This window comes from Mycobacterium kyorinense (genome assembly GCF_001672775.1).
GTDB classification, from domain to species: domain Bacteria; phylum Actinomycetota; class Actinomycetes; order Mycobacteriales; family Mycobacteriaceae; genus Mycobacterium; species Mycobacterium kyorinense_A.
Map to the genome: position 1 here is coordinate 1 of NZ_LZKJ01000173.1, position 25135 is coordinate 25135.

21 protein-coding genes are annotated in these 25135 nt (G+C 66.5%); 12 read left to right on the forward strand and 9 right to left on the reverse strand.

Going from position 1 to position 25135, the window contains the following annotated elements:
* Positions 1–237 precede the first annotated feature (237 nt).
* Entirely contained in the window at positions 238–1626 is a 1389-nt protein-coding gene (locus tag A5707_RS18990; RefSeq protein ID WP_065016064.1) for an NAD(P)/FAD-dependent oxidoreductase, read from the reverse strand.
* Positions 1627–1823: 197 nt separating this feature from the next.
* Between A5707_RS18990 and A5707_RS23500 the strand changes: the two genes are divergently transcribed.
* The gene (locus A5707_RS23500) at positions 1824–2057 is read left to right on the forward strand and encodes a DUF7218 family protein (RefSeq protein WP_082930074.1); all 234 of its coding nucleotides are present in this window, start codon (positions 1824–1826) and stop codon (positions 2055–2057) included.
* A 25-nt stretch (positions 2058–2082) separates the two neighbouring features.
* Here A5707_RS23500 and A5707_RS18995 read toward each other — a convergent pair whose 3' ends face one another.
* Entirely contained in the window at positions 2083–2760 is a 678-nt protein-coding gene (locus A5707_RS18995) for an SDR family oxidoreductase (protein ID WP_065015995.1), read from the reverse strand.
* Between the two features lie 174 nt (positions 2761–2934).
* Between A5707_RS18995 and modA the strand changes: the two genes are divergently transcribed.
* From modA to A5707_RS19025, 6 genes are all read left to right on the forward strand, one after another.
* On the forward strand, positions 2935–3720 hold the full coding sequence (gene modA, locus A5707_RS19000; protein WP_065015996.1) for a molybdate ABC transporter substrate-binding protein: 786 nt from the start codon (positions 2935–2937) through the stop codon (positions 3718–3720).
* Between the two features lie 9 nt (positions 3721–3729).
* Positions 3730–4524, forward strand: coding sequence for an ABC transporter permease (locus tag A5707_RS19005; protein ID WP_065015997.1), 795 nt, complete (start codon positions 3730–3732; stop codon positions 4522–4524).
* 6 nt (positions 4525–4530) lie between these two features.
* A complete protein-coding gene (locus A5707_RS19010) occupies positions 4531–5640 on the forward strand; it encodes a sulfate/molybdate ABC transporter ATP-binding protein (protein ID WP_065015998.1) in 1110 nt (369 codons plus the stop codon).
* A gap of 72 nt (positions 5641–5712) precedes the next feature.
* Positions 5713–6741 (forward strand): alanine and proline-rich secreted protein Apa, encoded by a 1029-nt coding sequence (locus A5707_RS19015; protein WP_065015999.1) that lies wholly within the window; start codon positions 5713–5715, stop codon positions 6739–6741.
* A 131-nt stretch (positions 6742–6872) separates the two neighbouring features.
* Positions 6873–7175, forward strand: coding sequence for a GlsB/YeaQ/YmgE family stress response membrane protein (locus tag A5707_RS19020; protein ID WP_065016000.1), 303 nt, complete (start codon positions 6873–6875; stop codon positions 7173–7175).
* Between the two features lie 49 nt (positions 7176–7224).
* A complete protein-coding gene (locus A5707_RS19025) occupies positions 7225–8226 on the forward strand; it encodes a zinc-binding alcohol dehydrogenase family protein (protein ID WP_065016001.1) in 1002 nt (333 codons plus the stop codon).
* A gap of 28 nt (positions 8227–8254) precedes the next feature.
* Here the strand turns inward: A5707_RS19025 and A5707_RS19030 are convergent, their stop codons facing one another.
* From A5707_RS19030 to A5707_RS19045, 4 genes are read right to left on the reverse strand one after another with little or no spacing between them, the layout of a single operon-like run.
* Positions 8255–9016 (reverse strand): CPBP family intramembrane glutamic endopeptidase, encoded by a 762-nt coding sequence (locus tag A5707_RS19030; RefSeq protein ID WP_065016002.1) that lies wholly within the window; start codon positions 9014–9016, stop codon positions 8255–8257.
* A gap of 9 nt (positions 9017–9025) precedes the next feature.
* Positions 9026–11401: a phosphoketolase gene (locus A5707_RS19035; RefSeq protein WP_065016003.1), complete on the reverse strand. Its 2376-nt coding sequence runs from the start codon at positions 11399–11401 to the stop codon at positions 9026–9028.
* A 27-nt stretch (positions 11402–11428) separates the two neighbouring features.
* On the reverse strand, positions 11429–12694 hold the full coding sequence (locus A5707_RS19040) for a DUF445 domain-containing protein (RefSeq protein WP_065016004.1): 1266 nt from the start codon (positions 12692–12694) through the stop codon (positions 11429–11431).
* A complete protein-coding gene (locus A5707_RS19045) occupies positions 12691–13380 on the reverse strand; it encodes an Abi-alpha family protein (protein WP_065016005.1) in 690 nt (229 codons plus the stop codon). Before A5707_RS19045 ends, A5707_RS19040 begins: the two co-directional genes overlap by 4 nt.
* Positions 13381–13469: 89 nt before the next feature.
* On the opposite strand from A5707_RS19045, the gene A5707_RS19050 reads away from it, so the two are divergent.
* The 3 genes from A5707_RS19050 to A5707_RS19060 all read left to right on the forward strand — a co-directional run bounded on the left by A5707_RS19050 (position 13470) and on the right by A5707_RS19060 (position 19518).
* Positions 13470–15824, forward strand: a complete 2355-nt coding sequence (locus tag A5707_RS19050) for a CaiB/BaiF CoA transferase family protein (protein WP_065016006.1) — start codon at positions 13470–13472, stop codon at positions 15822–15824.
* A gap of 29 nt (positions 15825–15853) precedes the next feature.
* Positions 15854–17329, forward strand: a complete 1476-nt coding sequence (locus A5707_RS19055) for an acetyl-CoA acetyltransferase (RefSeq protein WP_065016007.1) — start codon at positions 15854–15856, stop codon at positions 17327–17329.
* Positions 17330–17421: 92 nt separating this feature from the next.
* Positions 17422–19518 (forward strand): hypothetical protein, encoded by a 2097-nt coding sequence (locus tag A5707_RS19060; protein WP_065016008.1) that lies wholly within the window; start codon positions 17422–17424, stop codon positions 19516–19518.
* A 6-nt stretch (positions 19519–19524) separates the two neighbouring features.
* Here the strand turns inward: A5707_RS19060 and A5707_RS19065 are convergent, their stop codons facing one another.
* The 3 genes from A5707_RS19065 to A5707_RS19075 are packed head-to-tail and all read right to left on the reverse strand — an operon-like array spanning position 19525 to position 22149.
* Positions 19525–20757 (reverse strand): NAD(P)/FAD-dependent oxidoreductase, encoded by a 1233-nt coding sequence (locus tag A5707_RS19065; RefSeq protein WP_065016009.1) that lies wholly within the window; start codon positions 20755–20757, stop codon positions 19525–19527.
* A 24-nt stretch (positions 20758–20781) separates the two neighbouring features.
* Positions 20782–21507: a DUF72 domain-containing protein gene (locus tag A5707_RS19070; protein ID WP_065016010.1), complete on the reverse strand. Its 726-nt coding sequence runs from the start codon at positions 21505–21507 to the stop codon at positions 20782–20784.
* Positions 21508–21513: 6 nt separating this feature from the next.
* Positions 21514–22149, reverse strand: a complete 636-nt coding sequence (locus A5707_RS19075; RefSeq protein ID WP_065016011.1) for an endonuclease — start codon at positions 22147–22149, stop codon at positions 21514–21516.
* Between the two features lie 189 nt (positions 22150–22338).
* Here A5707_RS19075 and A5707_RS19080 point away from each other — a divergent pair, with 189 nt between their 5' ends.
* A complete protein-coding gene (locus tag A5707_RS19080; RefSeq protein WP_065016012.1) occupies positions 22339–23115 on the forward strand; it encodes a CHAP domain-containing protein in 777 nt (258 codons plus the stop codon).
* 171 nt (positions 23116–23286) lie between these two features.
* Positions 23287–25113 carry an NAD-binding protein gene (locus A5707_RS19085; protein ID WP_156658138.1) on the forward strand — a complete coding sequence of 609 codons (1827 nt, stop codon included), beginning with the start codon at positions 23287–23289 and terminating at the stop codon, positions 25111–25113.
* Positions 25114–25135: the final 22 nt, after the last annotated feature.

A 25135-nucleotide genomic window follows, 5' to 3' on the forward strand; every position in this document is an offset into this window, starting at 1 on the left:
GTGATGTCCTGGGGGCGCGACGTGCGCACAAGCACCTCGCGTCACGGCAGCATCGGGGGCGGGCCCGATCGGGCGGCTAGGGTGAGCCATCCGCGCTCACCGAGCGGTGAACAATATGTAACGTGAATTTAACGCCGTTAAACCCGATCCGATTTCACAAAATGCCGCCCGATTTGCTATTGGACCTCATTACAAATAGCGGGCCCGCGGGTGCGCCATCCGTATGCGGAATAGCGGCTAGCTGGCCGCCTTGGCGGCCTCACCTTGGTGGGCCTCGGCGGCCAGCACGGCTAACTGCTCGAGTCGAGTGCGGGCGAAGGCCTGCTGCTCGGTGATGGTCAGCTGCCCACGACGGCCGCTCAGGAACGTCACCGTCCAGGAGAGCACGGTGGTGAGCTTGGTCTTGAATCCGATCAGATAAACCAGGTGCAGCATCAACCAGGCCAACCAGGCGATCAGGCCGCCAAACTCCAGCGGGCCGATCTTGGCCACGGCCGAAAACCGCGACACGGCGGCCATCGAACCTTTGTCGAAGTACTGGAACGGCTCGCGTTCTGCCGGATCGGCCCCCGCCAGTTCAGCTTTGATCGTGCTCGCAGCGTACTTGGCGCCCTGGATGGCGCCCTGCGCCACGCCCGGCACGCCGTCGACCGCGGCCATGTCGCCGACCACGAACACGTTCGGATGTCCCGGAATCGACAGATCGGGCAACACTTTCACCCGGCCCGCACGGTCGAGTTCGACCGTCGACTGCCGGGCCAGGTCTCTGCCGAGTGGACTGGCCGACACACCGGCCGACCACACCTTGCAGGCCGATTCGATGCGCCGGACCGTGCCGTCGGAGTCCTTCACGGTGATGCCGTTGCGGTCGACATCGGTGACCATGGCTCCGAGCTGGATCTCGACGCCCATTTTCTCCAGTCGCGCCGCCGCCTTCTTGCCCAGCTTGTCGCCCATCGGCGGCAATACCGCGGGGGCGGCGTCGAGCAGAATCACTCGTGCCGTGGTCGGGTCGATGTGGCGGTAGGCGCCCTTGAGCGTGTACTCGGCCAACTCGGCGATCTGCCCGGCCATTTCGACGCCCGTGGGACCAGCTCCGACGACGGTGAACGTCAGCAGCTTCTTCCGGCGCTCCGGGTCGTTCGACCGCTCGGCCTGCTCGAACGCGCTCAGGATCCGGCCCCGCAACTCCAAGGCATCGTCGATCGACTTCATGCCGGGCGCGAATTCGGCGAAATGGTCGTTGCCGAAGTAGGACTGACCGGCGCCGGCAGCGATGATCAGGCTGTCGTACGGCGTCTGGTAGGTGTGGCCGAGCAGTTCGGAGATGACGAACTTGCCAGCCAGGTCAATGTGCGTGACGTCGCCGAGCAGCACCTGCGCGTTGCGCTGCTTACGCAACACCACCCGGGTGGGCGGCGCGATCGCTCCTTCGGCAATGATGCCCGTCGCCACCTGATACAGCATCGGCTGGAACAGGTGATGGGTGGTCCGGGCAATCAGCTTGATGTCGACGTCGGCCCGTTTCAGTTTCTTGACCGCGTTGAGTCCGCCGAATCCGGATCCGATGACGACGACCTGGTGGCGACGACCTGATGCAGCAGTGTCTTCGGGTTGGGCACTCATGGGTTTGGGTTGCTCCTCGACGGCGGCTGCGTTCATTAACACGGTAGTCGCCCGCCCGGGCCCTAATCGACGCCGACGCTGTGTGATCAGCCACACCGCAACCGTCTGGTGTGACGCGCCGTCCCGGCGGCCGCAGTTACTGGTGTGCCCGGCGCGGCGATCGGGTAACCGCAGCAAAGGAAGTCAGAGGAGGCACAGTGGCAAAGGATCACGGTTCCAGCGTCAAGAACGACAAGCAATACGAGGGTTTACGCAAGAAGGGGATGAGCAAGTCGAGGGCCGCGGCGATTTCGAATTCGCCGGGTTCGTCCAGTCGCGGCGGCAAGAGCTCCGGCAGCAGTCAAAGCAGCCGCAGCAGCGGTAGCGGCAGCGGCGGAAATCAGTCTCAGAAGAAGGCTGCCGGCCGAAAAGGCGGCAAGAAGTCGAGCTGATCGACGATCACGCGGCCGACGGGCCTTACCCGAAGTGAGCCAGCGCGCCGTGGCTGACGTGCAGCAGTTGACCAGTGATGTGCCGGGCCGCCGGAGTGGTCAGGAACAACGCCATCCGGGCGACCTCAGCGGCAACCGTCGGCGGCATGCTGGTCAGACCCTCGTATCCCGATTGGGCGCTGCGGCCGGCCGCGACGGCGTTGACGGTGATCCCACGTGTACCGAACACCGTTGCCTGACCGGCGGCCCAATTCGCCAGCGCCGCCTTGATTGCGGCGTCGGCGCTGCCGGCTGGCGGGTTCTCTGGCACCACGCTGACAATCGAGCCACCGGAGCGCAGGTGATCGCCCACCGCCTGCACGGTCAGCACCGCTGAAAGCATCGTGGCGTCCAGCGCGTTGCGCCAGGCGGAGGCCAGGTCGGCAATTGAGTAGGTCCGGGGGTCACCGGCGGCGCAGCTCGGCGCCGGCACGTTGACAATCGTGTCGAGGTGATGGGGGAACAACCCCCGAACCTCGGTCAGACTGGCCGGATCGGTGGTGTCGCAGACGATCGCGTCGACGTCGAGTTCCTTGGCCGCCACCTCGAGGTCGTCGCGTCGTGCGCCGGCGATCGTGACCTGGTGACCAGCATCCCGAAAGCCCTCGGCAACGACGCGACCCAGTTCGGTGTCGCCTCCGGTGACCAGCACCTCCACTGCCATGACCTCCTCGTGTTCAAGGCTGAGCCCGGTTCACGGACTTCCGTCGATGTTACTGGACGGTAGCTAGCGGTGAAACTCCAGACGCGGAACAACTCGCACACCATTTGGGTAACGGTTGCGTGTCGCCACGCCGCACCCCGGCTCTTGTCGGCAGGCCGGGTTAGGGTTTGACGCATGCGTCGGATATGGGTGCTGGCCTGTTGTGTTGTGCTGTCCCCGATGGCGGGTCTGACCGGCTGTGGCTCGAAAGCCCCGTCGCCGCCGTCGCGGTCGCCGGCTCCGGCGACCCAGTCGATCGTGGTGTTCGCCGCCGCCTCACTGAAGCCGACGTTCACTCAGATCGGCGAGCGCTTCAAAACCGACAATCCCGGCGCGAACGTCGATTTCAATTTCGCCGGCTCCTCGGATCTGGCCACCCAATTGACTCAGGGAGCCACCGCAGACGTTTTCGCGTCGGCCGACACCGCACAGATGGACACCGTCGCCGGCGCCGGATTGACCACCGGGAAACCGGTCAATTTCGCCTCCAACACGCTGGCGATCGTCACGGCTCCGGGCAATCCGAAGGGTGTGACGTCGTTCGCCGACCTCACCAAGCCGGGGTTGAGCGTGGTGGTGTGCCAGCAGCCGGTGCCCTGTGGAGCCGCGGCGCAGCGCATCGAAGACAAAACGGGCGTGCAGCTCAACCCGGTCAGCGAGGAACCGAATGTGACCGACGTGCTGAACAAGGTCACCACCGGCCAGGCCGACGCCGGCCTGGTGTACCTCACCGACGCGGCCAATGCCGCCGACAAGGTCACCACGGTCGACTTTCCGGAGGCTGCCGACGCCGTGAACGTGTATCCGATCGCCGTGCTCAAGAATGCGGCGCAGCCTGCGTTGGCCCAGAAGTTCGTGGATCTGGTGACCGGCGAGCCCGGCCAGAAGATCTTGGATCAGGCAGGCTTCAAGAAGCCCTGACGAGCAGCATTGAAGACGCCATCCGGGCTGCCGCGCTGGGTTTACCTTCCCGCAGCCGTCGGCACGATTTTCGTGCTGACGCCCCTGGTGGCGGTCGCGGTCAAAGTTGATTGGCCGCATTTCTGGTCGCTGATCACCAGCACGTCGTCGCGGACTGCGCTGCTGCTGAGCATCAAGACCGCGGCCGCCAGCACCGTCTTGTGTGTGGTGCTCGGCGTGCCGATGGCGCTGGTGCTCGCGCGCAGTCGCACGCGATTGGTGCGTTGGCTGCGGCCGGTCATCCTGCTGCCGCTGGTGCTGCCGCCGGTGGTCGGCGGCATCGCGTTGCTGTACGCGTTCGGCCGACTCGGGCTGATCGGGCGGTATCTGGAGGCTGCCGGTCTCAACATCGCATTCACCACCACCGCAGTGGTTTTGGCGCAGACCTTCGTGTCTTTGCCGTTTCTGGTCATCGCGCTTGAAGGCGCGGCCCGCACCGCGGGCGCCGACTACGAAATTGTGGCAGCGACGTTGGGGGCCCGACCGAGCATGGTGTGGTGGCGGGTGACGCTGCCACTGTTGGTGCCGGGCCTGGTTTCCGGCGCTGTGTTGGCGTTTGCGCGTTCGCTGGGGGAGTTCGGGGCGACCCTGACGTTCGCCGGGTCTCGCCAGGGCATCACCCGCACGCTGCCGTTGGAGATTTATTTGCAACGGGTCGCCGACGCTGACGCGGCGGTGGCGCTGTCGATCCTGTTAGTGGCGGTCGCCGCGGTCGTCGTGCTCGGGGTGGGCGCCCGCAGGTTGTCCGGGGTGGGCGTCGGGTAGTCGAGCATGAGCGAATTGCAGCTTCGCGCCGTCGTCGCCGACCGCCAGTTGGACGTGCAGTTCTCGGTGGCCGCGGGCGAAGTGCTGGCGGTGTTGGGGCCGAACGGAGCAGGCAAGTCGACCGCATTGCACGTGATTGCGGGCCTGATGCGGCCCGATCGCGGTGCGGTCCGCCTGGGTGACCGCGTGCTCACCGACACCGCAGCCGACGTCCACGTGGCGACCTACCGACGCCGCGTCGGATTGCTGCTTCAGGACCCGCTGTTGTTCCCGCACATGAGCGTTGCCGCCAACGTGGGCTTCGGACCACGCAGCCGTCATCGCGCGTGGTGGGCCGGCGACCGCAGCGGCCGGACGGCGGCGCTGCGCTGGCTGCGAGAGGTTGATGCCGAGCACCTGGCTGATCGTCGACCGAGCCAGCTTTCCGGTGGTCAGGCTCAGCGGGTGGCGATCGCGCGGGCGTTGGCCGCCGACCCCGACGTCCTGCTGCTCGACGAGCCGCTGTCCGGGCTCGATGTCGCAGCGGCTGCGGGGATCCGCGTGCTGCTGCGCAAGGTGGTCGGCCAAAACCGCCGGGCCACCATCTTGGTGACCCACGACCTGCTCGACGTGATCACGCTGGCCGATCGGGTGCTGGTGCTCGAGTCGGGGCAGGTCGCCGAAATCGGACCGGTGGCCGAGGTACTGGCCTCGCCACGCAGCCACTTCGGCGCCCGCATCGCCGGCGTGAACCTGGTCAACGGAACGATGTGCGCTCAGGGAACGCTGCTGGACCGCTCGGGCTCGCGGTGGCACGGCGACGCGGTCGACGATCTCGCCACCGGACAGCACGCGGTGGCGGTGTTCAACCCGGCCGCGGTGGCGGTGTTCAGCGAGCCGCCGCGCGGTAGCCCGCGCAACAGCGTCGCAGTGACGGTCGCCGAGCTGGATAGCCGCGGCCCGGTGGTCCGGGTGCGCGGCGAGGAGCAATCAGACGGCGCGCCGGGTCTTGCTGCCGATATCACGGTCGACGCGGCCGCCGAGCTTCAGTTGACCCCCGGGCAGCGCGTGTGGTTCACCGTCAAGGCGCAGGAATTGGCGCTGCACACCGCCCCGCATGGCCAGCCGCGTTCATAACGGCTGGCAAACAAATCACAATGTCAGCAATCCACACTTGCGTCACGGCTGTAACACGGTAGGTTCGTCGCCATGAGGCAGGTGGATTCAACTCCGACTCGGCCTAGGGGGTTCTGGGCAAAGCTGGCAATCGCCGCGGTGACCGGCGCCAGCGCCGTGACCCTCGCGATGCCGACGATCACAGCAAGCGCCGATCCGGTGGTCCCGCCGGGACCCGGACAGCCAGTGCCGCCCCCCGCCGGGGCTAACCCGCCGGCGGATGCAGCACCTGGCCCGGCCGGGCCGGTAGCGGCGCCGCCGGCCGCCGACCCGGTAGCGGTGCCGCCCGGAACCGATCCGAACGCGCCGCCGCCGGTGGCCGACCCGAACGCGCCCCAACCGGGGCGGGTGGACAACCCGGCCGGCGGATTCAGCTACGTCATTCCAGCCGGCTGGGTGCAGTCGGATGCCACCCACCTCGACTACGGGTCGGCGCTGCTGAGCAAGGAGACCGCCCCGCCGCCCGCACCCGACCAACCGCCGGCAGTGGCCAACGACACCCGCATCGTTCTTGGCCGGTTGGACCAAAAGCTTTACGCCAGTGCCGAAGCCGACAACACGAAGGCCGCGACACGGCTGGCATCCGATATGGGTGAGTTCTTCATGCCATATCCCGGCACCCGGATCAACCAGGCGAACACCCCGCTGAACGCCAATGGTGTGGCGGGCAGCGCGTCCTACTACGAGGTCAAGTTCAGCGACGCGGCCAAGCCCAACGGCCAGATTTGGACCGGCGTGGTCGGTGCGCCCGCGGCGAACGGCGCCCCGGCCCAGCGGTGGTTCGTGGTGTGGCTGGGGACCGCCAACAACCCGGTGGACCAGAACGCGGCGAAGATTTTGGCCGAGTCGATCCGCCCGCTGGCGCCGGCTCCGGCGGCTCCGGCTCCGGCACCAGCCCCGGGCGCCCCGGCCCCCGCGCCCGCTCCGGGAGCACCAGCGCCCGCACCGGCACCGGCTCCGGGAGCACCCGCACCGGCGCCTGCCCCTGCGCCCGCTCCTGCCCCTGCGCCCGCAGGCGGACCGGTCACTGCGGCGTCGACGGGCGGCACGGTCTCGACCTAAGGACAGTTCACCAGGTGGTTTCCTGAGTTAAACGACCGTGTCCGTTAGGGCGCCCGAATCGTTACGCTGACGCGGTATACCGAATTGACAGTCCAGTAGAGGGCTTGACCAGCTGAGGCAAGGAGATCCGGATGGACGTCACGGCAGCTACCGAAATTCTGGCTCGCTCATCCACGCTGACCAGCGTCGGCTGGATCGGCTACATCATCATCGGCGCCATCGCCGGCTGGATCGCCGGCAAGATCATGCGGGGCGGCGGTGCCGGCATCCTGATGAACATCGTGATAGGCGTCGTCGGCGCATTGATCGGCGGCTTTGTTCTGAGCTTCTTCGTCGACACCGCCTCGGGCGGCTGGTGGTTCACGTTGTTCACCGCGATCTTGGGCTCCGTGATCCTGCTGTGGCTCGTCGGGTTGGTCCGCCGCGGGAGTTAGCAAGGCTAAACCCGTTGCAGCCGTGGGGAATCGGCGCACCGCCACCGCGATGATCGCGTGGCAGGTGCGCCAGCCCGGCCCGATGAACACCGGTCCGCTGGAACGGGTTACTGCCAAGGTGCCGCGTCCGGGAGCCTCCGAGCTGCTGGTCGCGGTGCAGGCGTGTGGGGTGTGCCGCACCGATCTGCATGTCGCTGAGGGCGACCTCCCCGTGCACCGCGAGCGGGTGACGCCCGGACACGAGGTGGTGGGAGAGGTCGTCGAGGTCGGCCCCGACGCCGGCGACGAGTTCGCCGTCGGCGACCGAGTCGGGATCGCCTGGCTGCGCCACACCTGCGGCGTGTGTCAGTACTGTCGCCGCGGCGAGGAGAACCTGTGCCCGCAGTCGCGCTACACCGGCTGGGACGCCGACGGCGGCTACGCGGAATTCGCCACGGTCCCTGCGGCGTTCGCGCATCACCTGCCAAGCGGTTACCGCGACAGCGAACTGGCTCCGTTGTTGTGCGCCGGCATTATCGGCTACCGCTCCCTGCGGCGTGCCGAGTTGCCGCCCGGCGGCCGATTGGGGCTATACGGCTTCGGCGGCAGCGGCCACATCACCGCCCAGGTCGCGCTGGCCCAAGGGGCCGAGCTGCACGTGATGACCCGCGGCGAGCGCGCCCGAAAGCTGGCTCTGGATCTCGGCGCCGCATCGGCCCAAGGCGCCGCCGAGCCGCCGCCGGTGCCGTTGGACGCGGCGATTCTGTTCGCCCCGGTCGGCGACCTGGTGTTGCCCGCGCTGGAAGCGCTGGATCGGGGCGGCACGCTGGCGATCGCGGGCATCCATCTCAGCGATATCCCCAGCCTGAACTACCAGCGGCACCTGTTCCAGGAACGTCAGGTCCGGTCGGTGACGTCGAACACCCGCGCCGACGCGCGGGCCTTTCTGGACTTCGCCGGGCAGCACCACATCCAAGTGACCACACCCGAATACCCGCTGGCACAAGCCGATCGGGCTCTCACTGACCTCGCTGAGGGCCGCATCGCCGGCGCCGCCGTGCTGCTGGTGTAGCCCTGCCCATGCCGAAGCGGCTTGTCGCTCAGGTGGACAGCTGCCACACCAACGCCGCGGCCAGGGCGCCCAGCCCATTCAATGACCAGTGCAAAGCGATCGGGGCGATCAGGCTGCCGCTGCGCCGACGCAGCCAGCTGAACACGAACCCGGCCGCCCCGGTCGCGAACACGGCCAGGGTGACGCCGGCCAGCATGCCGACCACGCCGCCGCCGAACAACCGGGTGAAACCGACATTGCTGCTGGTCAGACCCAACGATGTGGCGATGTGCCACAGGCCGAACAGCAGCGAACCCGCCACCGCGACACCGCGGAACCCCCACGCCCGGTTCAGCGCGCCGTGCAGCACACCGCGAAACGCCAACTCTTCGGGGATGACGGTTTGCAGCGGAATGATGATCATCGAGGCGATCACCGCACCCGAGATGGTCGCGTAGTGGTTGTTCAAAAACATCGGGCGCGTCACCGGCAGCAGCGCCCCGACGGCAACCACCGACACCACGAGCAGCACCGCGGCCAGCGCATAGCCCACGCCGGATTTCCAATGCTCACGGCCGAGTCCGAGCTCAGCCCAGCCAAGACCGTTGCACCGCAACAGGATCAACAGACCGACCGCTGCCGCTGGAACGGTGGCGATGCCCGCCCACGGCGTGGTGAAATGCGCGATCAGGTTGGTCAATGCCAACACCACGACGACAACCGCGACGTCAACGTAGACCCGGAAGCGGTGCAACGCCGAGAGCTGCGACGCCAACGGGTGCGGTTGAATCACCGCCTCTGAACCGGCCATTTCCCTAGGTTACCCACTCGGCTCCCAGGTCCAGCCCGCGATAGCCGGGTCGTCCTCGCCATGCTCGCGCGTATAGCGGCGCGCGGCCAGCCGGACGTCGGCCATCCGTTGCCGCAGCTCAGCGGCCCTGGAGCCCAGCCCGCCGACCCGGTCGATGACATCCATCACCAGATGGAAGCGGTCGAGGTCGTTGAGCATCACCATGTCGAACGGCGTCGTGGTGGTACCGCGCTCGTTGTAGCCGCGCACGTGCATGTGGTCGTGGTTGGCACGCCGATACGTGAGCCGGTGAATGAGCCAGGGATAGCCGTGGTAGGCGAAGATCACCGGGGTGTCGGTGCCGAACAACGCGTCGAACTCGCGGTCGTGCATGCCATGCGGATGCTCGGATTCGGGTTGCAGCCGCATGATGTCGACGACGTTGATCACCCGCACAGCCAGGTCGGGCAACTCTCGGCGCAAGATGTCGGCGGCGGCCAGCGTCTCCAGGGTGGGGATATCGCCGGCGCAGGCCAGCACCACATCGGGATCGGCCGTGGCGGTGCTCGCCCATTGCCAGATGCCCAGGCCGCGGGTGCAGTGCGCGATCGCCTGCTCCATGTCGAGGTAGGCCAGCGCAGGCTGCTTGCCGGCGACGATCACGTTGACGTAGTCGCGGCTGCGCAGGCAGTGGTCGGCCACCGACAGCAGCGTATTGCCGTCTGGCGGCAGGTAGACCCGCACGATTTCGGCGCGCTTGTTGGCCACGAGGTCGATGAACCCGGGATCCTGGTGCGACGCGCCGTTGTGGTCCTGGCGCCACACATGCGAGGTCAGCAGGTAGTTCAGCGACGCGATCGGCCGCCGCCACGGCAGCTCGCGGCAGGTGGCCAGCCACTTGGCGTGCTGGTTGAACATCGAATCCACGATGTGCACGAACGCCTCGTAGCAGTTGAACAACCCGTGGCGGCCGGTCAGCAGGTAGCCCTCCAGCCAGCCCTGGCACAGGTGCTCGGAGAGCACCTCCATCACCCGGCCCTCAGGGGCCAGGTTCTCGTCGTCGGACGTGATTTCCGACAGCCACACCTTGTCGGTGGACTCGTAGACCGCCGACAACCGGTTGGAGGCGGTCTCGTCGGGGCCCATCAACCGGAACCGGTCGGGATTACGGGCGATCACGTCACGCAGGAAGGTGCCCAGCACCCGGGTGGCCTCGTGGACGACGGCGCCGGGCTGGGTGACCTCCACCGCGTAGTCGCGAAAGTCCGGCACATCCAAGTCGTGCAGCAGCAGGCCGCCGTTGGCGTGCGGGTTGGCGCTCATCCGGCGGTCCCCGTCGGGCGCCTGCGCCCGTAGCTCGGGCCTTAGCCTGCCGCTGTCGTCGAACAGTTCCTCGGGCCGGTAGCTGCGCAGCCACTCCTCCAGTTGCGTGCGATGAGACGGGTTGTCGTGGGTCTCGGCCAGCGGAACCTGGTGCGAGCGCCAGGTGCCCTCCACGGGTTTGCCTTCCACCGTCTTGGGCCCAGTCCAACCCTTCGGCGTGCGCAGCACGATCATCGGCCACACCGGGCGTTCAACCGTCTCGCTGCTGCGGGCGGCCCGCTGAATGGCCGCGATGTCGTCGAAGGCGTCGTCAAGCGCCGCGGCCAACTGCTGGTGCACATTGTCCGGGTCGTCCCCGGCCACGGTGATCGGCCGGTACCCGTAACCGCGCAGCAACGACTCGAGTTCGGTGTGCGGAATGCGGGCCAGCACAGTCGGATTGGCGATCTTGTAGCCGTTGAGATGCAGGATCGGCAGCACCGCGCCGTCGCTGGCCGGGTTGAGGAACTTGTTGGAGTGCCAGCTGGCGGCCAGCGGCCCGGTTTCGGCTTCGCCGTCGCCGACCACACAGGCCACCACCAGGTCGGGGTTGTCGAACGCCGCGCCGTAGGCGTGCACCAGGGCGTAACCCAGCTCGCCGCCCTCGTGGATGGAGCCCGGAGTCTGTGCGGCGACATGGCTGGGGATACCGCCGGGAAACGAGAACTGGCGGAACAGTTTTCGCAATCCATCGGCGTCTTCTTCGATCCCGGTGTACACCTCGCTGTAGGTGCCTTCCAGATAGGCATTGGCGACCAGTCCCGGTCCGCCGTGCCCCGGCCCGGTGATGAAGATGACGTTGGCGTCGCGGTTGCGGATGATCCGGTTCAGGTGTGCATAGACGAGGTTGAGTCCCGGGGTGGTGCCCCAGTGGCCCAGCAGCCGCGGCTTGATGTGCTCGGGTGACAGCGGCTCGCGCAACAGCGGGTTGTCCAGCAGATAGATCTGGCCGACCGACAAGTAGTTGGCGGCGCGCCAGTAGGCGTGGATGCGGTCACGTTCGTCGTCGGAGAGGGCGGCGGGGGTTGCGGTTTGCACGCTCATCACTCCGATTGTTCCTTGCCCGAGCGGCTAGCGGGCGAACTGCTCGACAAGGACCACCTGCAGCTCGCCTACCAGGAAGCCGAGTACGGCGCCGACCATCACCATGAGCATCTCGTCGTCTTTGAAGACGGGCCGGAGGATGGCTTCGTATTGATCCGGGGATAGCTTGTTCATCTTGTCGACGATGAGATTTTCGATGTCGAGCGTCTTGGCGGTGTATTCCTTGGCCTCCTCCATTGTCTCCGGTAGACGCTCGAGGAGCATCGCGATGATGGCGTCTTTAGCCTGGCGATACCGCTTGGTCCCGATCGCAAGCGTGAGGAGTGGTTGCGCCATCCCGACCTGGGCGTCGACTGCTGCCGAGACCTCTTTTTCGATGGCCGCGAACAGCCGTTCGGCAGTGGGTCCGTGCAGGATGGCTTCGAGCAGCACATCGGGGGAGAAAAGATCGTTCGCCAAAATGCGGGCGTAGTCACGGGTCACGTTGTCCCGTTCCGCGTGCAACACACCGTGCGCCGGGATGACGCCAAACAGCTTCATCGGCTTGCGGGGGATGAAAATGAGGTTCAGGGCCAGCCAGTCGCTGGCGAACCCGGTCACGAACCCGAAGCCGGGCATGATCCAGGGATTGTGGAATAGGCCCCAGGCGACCATCTGCACCAGGCCGATCGCGAAGCCGAAGTAGATGCCGCTGCGGCGGATGAACTTCATTGCCGCCCCACCCATGCCCTGCATCAGCTCGTTGAGTTGAGTCTTGTTTTTCACCAGGATGGTGACGGCGAGGTACTGCAGATCGATGAACCGCGGCAAGTCGGTCTTCATCTCGGTCAGCAGGTTGTCAACAACTTCGGGGGCGGCGGCCTGCATCCGCGACAGCACGGCATTGCGGCCGGCGGCCGGGATCGAGTCCCACAGGCCGGGACGCACCTGCTCGGCGAGTTCGCGAGCCATCGCGTCGATGGTCCGGGTAAGTGGCTCGCGGAGATCGTCCACCGCTTGCTTGGCGTCGATCTTGTCGAGGATCTCCTCTGGCCGTAGCAGCTTGTCGGTGAGCATCTGGATGGTCAACGCCGCCGTTTTGCCTGCGCGGCGCGGAACCACGCCCTGCCATCCGATTGGCCCGATACCCACGAATTCGATTGGGCGGTACAGCATCTGCAGCGCCACCAGCTTTGTGGTGTAGCCGACGAAGGCCGCGACCAATGGCATCGATAGGTAGATGAACCAGTTGAGCTTGATGTCGGCGGTGATCTCGCCCCAGGTTTGAGCCCAGGCTATGGCCGACGTCGTCACTCCTGCTCCTGCGGCGTGCTCGCCGCAGCCCACAGTTCCAGCCCGAGCCCGGATAGTCGCAGGACGTACTTTTCGACGCGCGCCGGGATCGGTCCGCGGGTCGCGCGCTTGACGGCTTCGAGCACGGCGGTGTCGGCGGCGAGGATCTCGTACTCGTCTTTCAAAGCGGAGTCCTCGGGGCCGGACTCGACGAGACCGAGCGACAAAAGATGACTGACATACATCGGGGTCAACTGTGGCAGTGCGAGGTTTGCGCTCTTACCGATCAGCGACATGTTTTCCAGCACCACGTCACTCGCCAGTCCGGCACGGGTGCGGGCGTGGACGTTGAGCAACGGCGACGAGGAGCCGTCGGAGAGTGCGCTGATAATGCGTGCCTCGTCCGGCACGATCTGGTCGAGGATCTTATGAAACAGCTCGTGGCGGCTCGACGCCGTGTTCTGCTCGATTGCGCGGTCGAGCAGTCCGTGCATCTTGGCGTCAAGAGTTTCGGAGTCGGCACCCGAGCGCTTCTCGATCTCGCCGTTGGAAAGGGGCGGTTCCGTTGGTGTCGCCGCCGGCGAGCGCATCCCCGACCGAATGAGCTCGAAGAGGCGCCTTTCGCCCCAGCTTGCGACCTTGATAGAGGTCCGCACCGTTTGCTCCGCCAAGTCGACGAGGCCGGTAGGGCCGAAAAGAGAAGGCATGCGCTAAACCGTAATTAACCGCTGCCGTCGTTATCGCGAATTGACCTGGGTATCCGACCGCTGCGCATCCGCCAACTACGCTCAACGCCATGGTCGAGCCCTTGCTGCAGTCGCTGCGGGTGCTTGACCTGTCCGACGACGACGGCGACGCGGTCGGCCGGCTGTTCGCCGATCTTGGCGCCGACGTGCTCAAGGTGGAACCGCCCGGTGGCAGTCCCGCGCGGAGCCGGCTGCCCACGCTGGGCGGAGCCAGCCTGCCGTTTGCCCTGCACAACGCCAACAAGCGCGCCACGGTCCTCGACCCGGCCGACGAGCAGGGCCGGGCCCGGTTCGCCGAGCTCGCCGCCCGCGCCGACATCGTCGTGGACAGCGGGATACCGGGGCAAGCCGCCGCATACGGCACCTCGTGCGCCGAACTCGCCGATCGGTATCCGCACTTGGTCGCCGTGTCGATCACCGATTTCGGTACGACGGGACCGCGCTCGTCGTGGCGGGCCACCGATCCGGTGCTGTACGCGTTGTCCGGTTCGCTGTCGCGCTCCGGCCCCACCACCGGAACGCCAGTGTTACCACCCGACGGCATTGCCTCAGCCACCGCCGCGGTCCAAGCCGCCTGGTCTGCGCTTGTCGCGTATTACCACCGGTTACGTTGTGGCACCGGCGATTACATCGACTTCTCCCGGTTCGATGCTGTCGTCATGGCACTGGATCCCGCGTTCGGCGCGCACGGGCAGGCGGCAGCCGGCATTCGCAAGCCCAACCGGTGGCGCGGACGGCCGAAGAACCAGGACGCGTACCCGATCTACCGTTGCCGCGACGGCCACGTCCGGATCTGCGTGATGTCGCCCCGGCAGTGGCGGGGCCTGCGCGCCTGGCTGGGCGAGCCCGAGGAATTCCAGGATCCGCGCTACGACGTGATCGCAGCCCGGTTCGCGGCCTGGCCGCAGATCAGCGTGCTGATCGCGGAGTTGTTTGCCGGGCAGACCATGACCGAACTGGTGTCGGCCGGGCAAGCCAACGGGGTGCCGATCGCCGCGGTGCTGTCCCCGTCACAGATCCTGGCCTCGGAGCACTTCACCGCGGCGGGCGCCGTGGCCGACGCCCAACTGGTGGCCGGTGTGCATGCCACCGTTCCGGTCGGCTATTACTCCGTCGACGGTCAGCACACCGGTTTCCGCACACCGGCGCCGGCGGCGGGGCACCACGAGGCTTCCTGGCTTGCCGATCCGGCGCCGGCCCCGGCCGCTCACGCCGCCGGGCGACGACCGTTCGACGGACTGCGGATCGTCGACTTGGGCATCATCGTTGCCGGCGGCGAATGCAGCCGGCTGTTCGCCGACTTGGGCGCCGAGGTCATCAAGGTCGAAAGCGCCGCCTACCCCGATGGATTGCGTCAAGCCCGCGCCGGCGATGCGATGAGTGAGTCCTTCGCTTGGACACATCGCAACAATCTCGCGTTCGGCGTAGATCTGCGCAACGCGGAAGGCAAGCGCATCTTCAGCCGACTGGTCGCCGAAGCCGACGCGGTGTTCGCCAACTTCAAACCGGGAACCCTTGCCGCGCTGGGCTTTCCATACGACGCCTTGCGCGCCCTCAACCCACGGATCGTGCTCGCCGAGAGCAGCGCATTCGGTGATACCGGCCCCTGGAGCGCCCGGATGGGGTATGGCCCGTTGGTCCGCGCCACCACCGGGGTCACCAAACTGTGGACCTCCGAGGAGGCCGCCGCTGACGACTCACGGCACCCGTTCTACGACGCGACGACAGTTTTCCCCGACCATGTGGTCGGGCGGATCACCGCAATCGGGGCGCTGGCCGCACTGATCCACCGCGACCGGACCGGTGCGGGAGTCCGAGTCCACGTCTCCCAGGCCGAGGCGGTCGTCAACCAACTCGACACCCTTTACGTCGTCGAGGCAGCGCGGGACGCGGGACGCGTCGAGTTGCGCGACGATCTCAGCGTGCACGCCGTCTACCCGTGCGCCGGCGACGATGAGTGGTGCGCGATCTCCATCCGCTCAGATGACGACTGGCGTGCTGCCGCAAGGGTTTTCGGACACCCTGAGGAGCCAGTGCCCGGCCGCCGGGAGTTGGTCGCAACGGTGGCGACGTGGACGTGCACCCGCTCACCGGTCCAGGTCGCTGAGGCGTTGCAATCGGCCGGAGTCCCCGCCGGCCAGATGAACCGTCCGCCCGACATCCTCGAAGACCCGCAACTAGTGCACCGAAAGTTGTTCAGCGACATGAACCATCCGCTGTTCGACCACCCGCTGCCGGCCGAAACCGGACCGGCGCCGTTTCGGCATATCCCGGCGGCGCCGCAGCGGCCCGCGCCGCTGCCCGGTCAGCACACCCGCGAAATCTGCCGCAAGGTCCTCGGGATGGGCAGTGAGGAAGTCGACCAACTGATCAGCGACGGCGTGCTGTTCACTGACACCATCTAACCCACCGTCGATCGCGAAAGGTTTCCTGCATGCCCGTCGACCCACGGATACCGGTGCTCATTGGCTACGGCCAGGTCAACCACCGCGAAGACACACCGGACATCGAGCCCGTCGACCTGATGGTGGCGGCCGCTCGGGAAGCGGCCGATCCGCGGGTGCTCGCGGCGGTCGACTCGATCCGGGTGGTGAACCTGCTTTCGGCGCGCTACCGCGACCCCGGTCTGCTGCTCGGGCAGCGACTGGGTATCGACAATCAGGCCACCCGCTACAGCGGCGTGGGCGGCAACGTGCCGCAGACGCTGGTGAACCAGGCGTGTCTGGACATCCAGCGAGGCAGCGCGGACGTCGTGCTGGTAGCCGGCGCGGAAACCTGGCGGACGCGCATGCAGTTAAAGGCCCAGGGCGACAAGCTGACCTGGACCGAACAGGACGAGTCGGTTCCGATGCCGCCGGGCAGCGACGAGAACGTCCCGATGGCCGGGCCGGCCGAGGAACGCATCGAACTCGCCCGACCGGCCCATGTCTATCCGATGTTCGAGCAGGCGCTGCGGATCAGTACCGGCGAGTCGGTCGACGACCACCGCAAGCGTATCGGCGAACTGTGGGCGCGTTTCAACGCCGTCGCGGTGACCAATCCCCATGCCTGGATTCGCAAACCTGTTGAGGCCGACGAGATCTGGCGTCCAGGACCGACCAACCGGATGGTCAGCTGGCCCTACACCAAGTTGATGAACTCGAACAACATGGTCGACCAGGGCGCCGCGCTGGTACTGGCATCGGTGCAGAGCGCGACGCGACTGCAGATTCCCACCGACCGCTGGGTTTACCCGTATGCCGGCACCGATGCCCACGACACCTACGCGATCAGCGAGCGCGCCGAACTGCATCGCTCACCGGCCATCCGCATCGCCGGTGCCCGGGTGCTGGCGTTGGCGGGCGTGGGTATCGACGACGTCGACCACGTCGACCTGTACTCGTGCTTTCCGTCGGCGGTTCAGATCGCCGCCACCGAACTCGGGCTGCCGGTCGACGACCCGAGCCGGCCGCTCACCGTCACCGGCGGGCTGACGTTCGCGGGCGGACCGTGGAGCAACTACGTGACGCACTCGATCGCGACGATGGCCGAACTGCTGACCGCCAATCCCGGGCGGCGTGGCCTGATCAGCGCGAACGGCGGGTACCTGACCAAACACAGTTTCGGTGTGTACGGCACCGAGCCGCCGACGTCGGAATTTCGTTGGGAGGACGTGCAATCGGCCGTCGACAAGGAGCCGACCCGACCGGCAGTCGTCGAATGGGAGGGCACCGGAACCGTCGAGTCCTGGACGACACCGTTCAACCGGGACGGCGAGCCCGAGAAGGCGTTCCTGGCGGTGCGCACACCCGACGACTCGCGCACCTTGGCGGTGATACCCGACGCCTCGTCGGCTGCGATCACCGCGCGAGAGGACATCGCCGGGGCCAAGGTCGAGATCCGTCCGGACGGCACCGCCACCCTGCGCTAGCGAGCCGATTCTTACGTTCGGGTCAAAAGCCTGCGGCGGACTGCCTTGGCGCGCCTATTGTCGAGGAAGGCACCGGGGGAGGTGAGCACGGCATGCGGATCCTGGTAACGGACGTCACCGGAGTCCTGGGACGTGCAGTGGCCCGCCAGCTGGTGGCCGCCGGCCACACGGTCAGCGGCATCGCCCGGTATCCGCATGCCTGCCTGGACCCCGAAGTCGACTTCGTGTGCGGGCCGCTCGGCGGACACGTTCTGCAGGAAATGGCCGACGAATCGCACGTCGTGGTGCATCTGGCGCCCATCGAGCCGGCCGCCCCCGGCAACGCCGGCATCAACGGCGTCGTGCACGTCACCCACGCGGCGGCCCGCGCCGGCGCACGGCTAATTTTCGTGTCCCAGGCGGCTGGACCACCCGGGCTGTATGGCCAGGCCGAGACGCTGGTCGCCACGGGGTGGGCGCCCAGCCTGATCATCCGGACCGCACCAGCGGTGGGGCGCCAGCTCGACTGGGCGGTGTGTCGCACGGTGGCAACCCTGCTGCGCGCCAAGTCGACTAAGCCGCCGGTGCGGCTGGTGCATCTGGAGGACTTGGTCCGCTTCCTGACCGTGGCCGTCGCAACCGACACCACCGGTGCGGTGGATTTGGCGCCGCCGGACACCATCGACGCGGCCACCGCACGGCAGCTGCTGCATGCCACGGGCCAGCGGCCGCACGCGTACCGACTCGGCACGTGGGCAGAGCTGGCACCGCAGATGGAAACCTCTGCGCTGCAAGATGTTTGGCGTTTCGAGGTCGGCTGGACCGCGGCGGACGCGGTGGCCGACACCGCGCGCGGGCTCGCGGGCCGCAGGCTCGGCGCCGGTGGCGCCCTCGAGCTATCCGGTCGTCTGCCGTTGCCGCTCGAGGCCACGCCGCGCTTCGGACCGCTCGGGAGCCCGGGGCTGCGCTGCGCGGCACCGGACGGGTTGGAGGGCGAGTTCGACGACCGGATCGATCCGCGATTCCCGGTCTTCGGCATGGGCACTCTGGCCGCGGCGCTGCCGGGCCCGCTGACTCCGATGACGCTCGACGTTCAGTTGAGCGGCTTACGCGGCGCCACCCGACTGATGGGCCACGCGATGGCGTTGGGGGGCGTGGCGGCCGACGAATGGGAAAAACGGGCCATCGCGGTATTTGGTCACCGCCCGTATGTCGGGGTGTCGTCGGGCGTGATCGCCGCCAGCCGGCTGCCTGGCTGGGACGAGCAAGCCGTCGTCGAGCATGCAGTGGGAAACACGCCGGTCGGCGACCTGTTGCCGTTGGGTCGTCCGCCGCTGGGGGCCAAGGCTGCCAAAGCTGCCGTCGCGACCCGGTCGCTGGCCATGCTGCGCCACCTGAAGACCGACACTCAGTTCTATTGCGCTGCCGCGAGGGCTGAGCACTGCGACGCGGCGCAGTTGGGCTCGCTGTCGGAGTTCGGTCTGCAAGCGCGGATCCGACTGCTACGCGACCGGGTGCACCAGGGATGGAGCCTGACCGCGCTGTGGGTGATCGACACCGGCATCACTGCGGCGACGTTGGAGCGCACCGGCGCGTGTACGCCGATCTCGGGGATCGGCACGCTGCTGGACAGCGGCCATGTCGCGGCTGAGACCGCGGCGCTGGCGGCGTTGCTGCGACGCGATCCGCGGGCTGGTGCGCTGGCCGCCGGCGGCGATGTGCGTGGCATCCGCGCCGTATCTCCGGGTGTCGCCGCAGAGCTCGACGCGACCGTGGCCCGGATCGGCCACCGCGGGATGGGGGAGGCCGAACTGGCCCACTGCGTGTTCGGCGACGATCCGGGCGCGTTGCTGGTCGCCGCCACGAAGACGGCGGCATCGGGTGACCCGGCAGCGCCACCGGAGACCGTTTTCGAGCGGATCGCAGCCAACGCCCGAATGTCTCGCGAACTGGCCCACGACACCACGATGCGGTTCACCCATGAACTGCGAATGGCCCTGCGCGAGTTGGGCACTCGGCGAGTCGCCGCAGAGCTCGTCGACGCGGTCGACGACGTGTATTACCTGACTTGCGACGAACTGCTCAGCTGGCCCAGCGATGCCCGGCTGCGTATCAAACGGCGCCGCGCCGAGCGCGAACGGTTGCAGGGCGTGTGTCTACCGGACGTCATCGACCACAGTTGGCGTCCGCTCGAGTCACTCGGCGGATAGCGCGGGTCAGTTCCGCAGTTCGGCCAACGGCACCTGCGGGTCGGCCAGCCGGTCGGGATCCACCGGACTCTGGGAGCGGATCAACTCCTTGACGTCGTCGAGCACGTCCCAGATGTTGACGTTCATTCCTGCCAGTACACGGTTTTCGGCATCGAGCCAGAACGCGACGAACTCGCGGCCGTCGACGTCGCCGCGGAACACCACGCGGTCGTATCGGGGTGCGTGACCGGCGTACTCCATGCCGAGGTCGTATTGGTCGGTGAAGAAGTACGGTAACTCGGCGTATTGGGTAGGTGCGCCGAGCATGCCGGCCACCGCCACCGCGGGTTGTTTGAGCGCATTGGCCCAGTGTTCGGTGCGGATACGGGTGCTGTAGAGCGGATGGTCAGCGGCGGCGATATCGCCGACCGCGTAGATGTCGGCATCGCTGGTGCGCAGTGACGCGTCGACCAGCACCCCGCCGTCGCCCATCGACAGTCCGGCTTGCTCGGCGAGTTCGGTGTTGGGTTGCGCACCGACTGCTACCAGCACAGCGTCCGCCGTGACCGTGGACCCGTCGTGCAGCTTGAGGCCGGTGGCCTTCCCGCCATCGGTGGTGATCTCTTCGACCTGGGACTGCAGTCGCAGGTCGACGCCGTGCTCGCGGTGCAGGTTGGCGAATACCGTGCCGACCTCTTCGCCCAGCGCGGCCAGCAGCGGCAGTTTGGCGGTCTCGACGACGGCGACGTCCACGCCGCGCTGGCGGGCGCTGGCCGCCACTTCCAGACCGATCCAGCCCGCGCCCACTACCGCCAACGAAGAGCCTTCGGCCAGCACCGAATTGAGCGCCGACGCGTCCTCGAAGGTCCGCAGGTAATGAACACCGGCGGCATCGGATCCCGGTATTGGCAGATGACGGGACCGGGATCCGGTGGCCAGCAGGAGCTTGTCGTAGGCGACGGTGGTGCCGTCAGGCAAAGCGACATGGTGACCGGCCGGATCCACAGCCGCCGCTCGTATTCCCAGTCGCAGGTCGACGGCATGGTCGCTGTACCAGGCCGAGTTGTGGACGGTGAAATCGGTCAGGGTCTTCTTACCGGCCAAAAACTCCTTGGACAGCGGCGGGCGCTCGTAGGGGAGGTGCTCCTCCTCGGCAATGAGTACGATTCGTCCGTCGAAGTCCTTGTCGCGCAATGCCTCTGCCGCCTTGGCCGCAGCGAGTCCACCGCCGACGATGACAAATGTTTTCGAGCTGCCCATAGCGTCCACCCTACTGCGCTAGGCTCAACTCAAAAGTCCCTTCAGAAAACGCGCATTGCGCACCGCGTGACCGTGCGGGTCGTTGTTGAAGTACATCCACACGTCGCGGCCCTCGCGGTCCCATTCCGCGATCCGCTCTGCCCAGCGCTGCAACTCGTCGGGTGGGTAGGAGCCCGCGTACATCGCTTCCGGATCCGGGCCGTGCATTCGGATGTACACCAAATCGGTGGTGGCGCGCGGGATACACGCCAGCCCGGCCCCGCTCATCACCACGTAGGCGGCGTGCCGGTGTTCCAGCAGCGCATACACCGCCGGATCGTTCCAGGAGGGATGCCGCAACTCGACGGCTACCCGAATCCATTCCGGCATGGCGGCGAGGAAGCTGTCCAGCCGATCGTCGTCGCGGCGCTGTTCGGGATGCAGTTGAACCAGCAGCACGCCGTGGCGGTCGCCGAGCGTGTGCCAGCACTGTTCGAAGCGCTCAATCCAGGGCTGCGGGGTGCCCAGCCGGCGGTAGTGCGTCAAGCCGCGATGCGCCTTCACCGACATCGTGAAGCCGTCGGGCAACTGCGCGCGCCACCCCGCGAATGTTGCATCTTTGGGCCATCGATAGAAACTGGCGTTGAGTTCGACGGTGTCGAATTCCTCGACGTAGCGGGCCAATCGACGTGCCGACGGCAGGCCCGGCCGGTACAGCACATCGGTCCAGTGATCGTAGGACCATCCGGAGGTGCCGATTCGCGTGGTCACGCCGGCTCAACCAGCCGCCTGCGCATGCACGTCGCGGTCCAGCGACGCGCGCATGAGCGCGGCGGCCAAGCGTGCGTTGGTACGCGGTGCCAGGGAGCCGAGTTGTTTCGGGTCGGTGGGCAGTCCTAACTGTTTGGCCTCGGCGGTGACCCGTTCGTCGAAGTAGGGCCGTATCCACGTCCAGACGTCTTGCACCTCCCGCAAGAAGATGTCGGCGCCGGTGTCGCCGATACCCTTGAACTGCTTGAGCATTCGTGCGGCCGCGCCCACATCGTGTCCGCTTCGCGAAGCGATTCCGCGCAGGTCGCCCGAGTAGTCGTCGTTCACCCGCCGCGCCATGTCGGTGAGCCGCGTGGCCGAACTTTCGTCATAGCGCACGTAGTGGGCGCGACCGAATGCCTTGATCATGGTCGGCCGATCGGAGGTCAGCACCGCTTTCGGGGTACGCAAGCCCGCTCTGAACAGTTCGCGGCCGGCCTGCATGGCGATCGACGCGTCGATCGGCTTGCTGGCCAGCATGCACAGCACTAACAGTTGAAACAGCGGCATGGGCTTGTCGTCGATGCGAACTCCCGCTTCGGCGGCGTAGGTGGTGCCGGCAACCTTCAGCAGGCGCTTCACCCGTTCCTTGGACTCGTCCATGCGCACCGATTACCCGCGCCTCTTGGTCGGCAACCGTCGCACATTTCTTCGGCGCTGTAAGCGAATTCGGTCGGCATTCAGACAGGGCTCTGAACTGCCATTGTGCAATTACTCCCACCAATGCCCGACAATTGTGCTAATTTGCGCCAACAGTTCTTGGGCACGACCACGGGTAATGGGGGACGGGGGATGATTACCCATCGCAGCCGCTTGACCCGATTGGCAATCGCGGCGCTGCTGAGCGGTAGTGGCCTGCAGCCGCTGGTGTTCGCAGCGCCCGCGCACGCGGATCCGGCCGCCGTTGTCATGGCGAAAACCCAGCGCATGTCGGCGCCCAACCGCAATTCGCAACAGGATGGTTGGTACCACAAGAACGATAAGTTGACCCTCGAGTGCTACACGCGCGGGGAAGCCGTGAAAGGGTACTTCAGTTCCGACATCCCAAATGGTGGCTGGGACGATCTTTGGTACCGGGTGTCCGATAATCATTTCGTCGCCGATGTCGATATCCAGATGGGCGCCCAGAACACGGTCACCGGTGCATGCGGCGATCAGCCCTCGGTACCTTCATCGACTGATGGTCGGGCGATGGGCAGAACGCAGCCGTCCAACACCGCTGCGCCGGGTCAGTGCACCGACGGTGCCATGCAGAAATGGCACGAGGCCACTGGCGAGTATCCCGACGTCCATGGCGATGCCAAAGACTGGGCGAACTCTGCAAGCGCCGCGGGGTGGACCGTCGTCGGGGATGCGCAGCCGCGGTCGATCGTTGTGTTTCAGCCGGGCGTGGAAGGTGCCGACCCCGTAACTGGCCATGTGGCCTGGGTCAATTCGACTTCGCGACGGCCCGACGGCCTCTACATCAACCTCACCGAGATGAATAATGCGCAACACGGCGGTCCATTCCACTGGTGGACTCGTGATGCCAAGGACGTGCCCGGGATGTCGTACATCCTGGCGCCGTGACGAAATTCCCGCTGACTGCGATCAGACATCGCGTATGCTCCCAAAACATCGCGCTGGTCGACTCACGACCGCTGCGGCCTCCCCATCCAGGATCGGTCGATACCGGCTGACCGCCTCAGAGGACACGAATTGACCACAGCACGCCGAGACGAGCAGACCGCGGAACTCCCCGTGACGGTCCATCAAAAGGTGCTGACCGCGCTCACCCACCCGCGTTGGTACTGGGTGCTTGCGCCGGCCGGCATCGCGGCGTTCCTCCTCGGCTGCCTGGGCTACTGGTCGTATAAGGGTGAACACCACTCCGTATCCGATGTCATATACGGCAGCCTCAAACTCTTTTTTCTGCATGCCGCGCCTCAGCCTGAGAACCATGTAGGGCTCGCGCTCGACATTGCTCGGTTTCTCGCACCGTTTGCCGCCGGGTGGGCCGCGCTCATTGCACTTGTATCGCTGTTTCGTGATCGAGTGCAGCAAATGTTGATTCCACTCAAGCGTGGTCACATCGTGGTCTGCGGCCTGGGCGACGTCGGTTTCGAGTTCGTGCGCCAACTCCACAGCGCGGGCTACCGGGTCGTTGTCGTCGAAGCTGATGGCGCCAATCCGCACATCAAGGCGTGCCGCGACTGGGGTTACCCGGTCATTGTCGGAGATGCTCAGTTGAAATCGACGCTGCACGCAGCAGGGCTCAAGCATGCGGCGCGGTTGCTTGCCGTCACCCCTGACAGTGTCGTGAACACCGAGATCGTGATCGGGGCGCGGCGTCTGGCCGGCGACCGGTCGGGCCGTCGCCCATTGCGCTGTCTGGCGCGTATCGATGACCCTGGGCTGTGCGTGTTGCTGCGGATAACGGAATCCAATCGCGGTGACGACGAGTCGGCGCTGGACTTCTTCAACACCGACGAGATCGGCGCACGACTATTGCTCGACGCCCATCCGGTCGACACCCAGCGACAACCGCACATTCTGGTAGCCCATGTTGACGCCTTGGCCGTCGAACTGGTGTTCCATGCGGCGCGCAAATCTTACGACGAACGCCCGAACGACGCGGCCCCGCTGTTGGTCAGCATCGTCGACGATCACGCTGACGAGCAGGTGAGCTCGCTGTTGGCCCAGCATCCGGCACTGGAGGAGGCCTGCGAATTCCACTGCTACTCAACATCCGCCCGTGACATCGACCGGCTGGCGGCTACCGACCGCGACCGGCGGGCCGGCCAGGCTACGGCCGCAGAGCATGGTGCGGCACCGCCGATTTCCCGTGCCTACGTCGCGGGGGACCGCGACGAGCACTCGGTCAAGACGGCGCTGAATCTGCGCCGCGCCCTCGACGTGAGCGTCCCGGTCGTTGCCGTGCTCTCGAACTCATACGGAGTGGCCGACCTGCTCGAGAACAAGAACGCCCCGGACGGCATGAACATCACGGTGTTCAAGACGCTCCAGGAGACCTGCAGCGTCGAACTCGTCGAAGGTGGATCATTCGAATCCGTTGCTCACGAAATCCATCGCCGCTATTGCCAAATGCAAGCCATGGATGCTGAGCCGCCACCGCCTTGGTCACAGCTCGATGATTCGCTCAAGGAGTCAAGCCGCGCGCAAGCGCGTCACATCGGTGTCAAACTGCGCACTATTGGATGCGAAATCACGCCATTACGAGACTGGTGTGCAAAAGATTTCACGTTCACCGATGACGAGCTCCAGAAGCTGACGCTCATGGAACACGACCGATGGATGATGGAAAAGATAACGGCCGGGTGGACTCTGGGCGAAGAAGACAAAAGGCGGAAGAAGGATCCGCACTTGGTTCCCTGGGAGGAACTTCCCGCTGACGTCGCCGAATGGGATCGCAACTTCGTCAAGGCGATTCCTGAGCTGCTAGCGGCGGTCGGGCTTCAGATCATCGATGTCCGACAGACCGCACCGCGATATCCCGACCACCCGCGCACAACGTCGCCCGACGATGTTGGCAGGACCGGTATCGGCGCGCGGACAATGTCGGCTTAATGTCCGTTGGCAGGAATCCGCA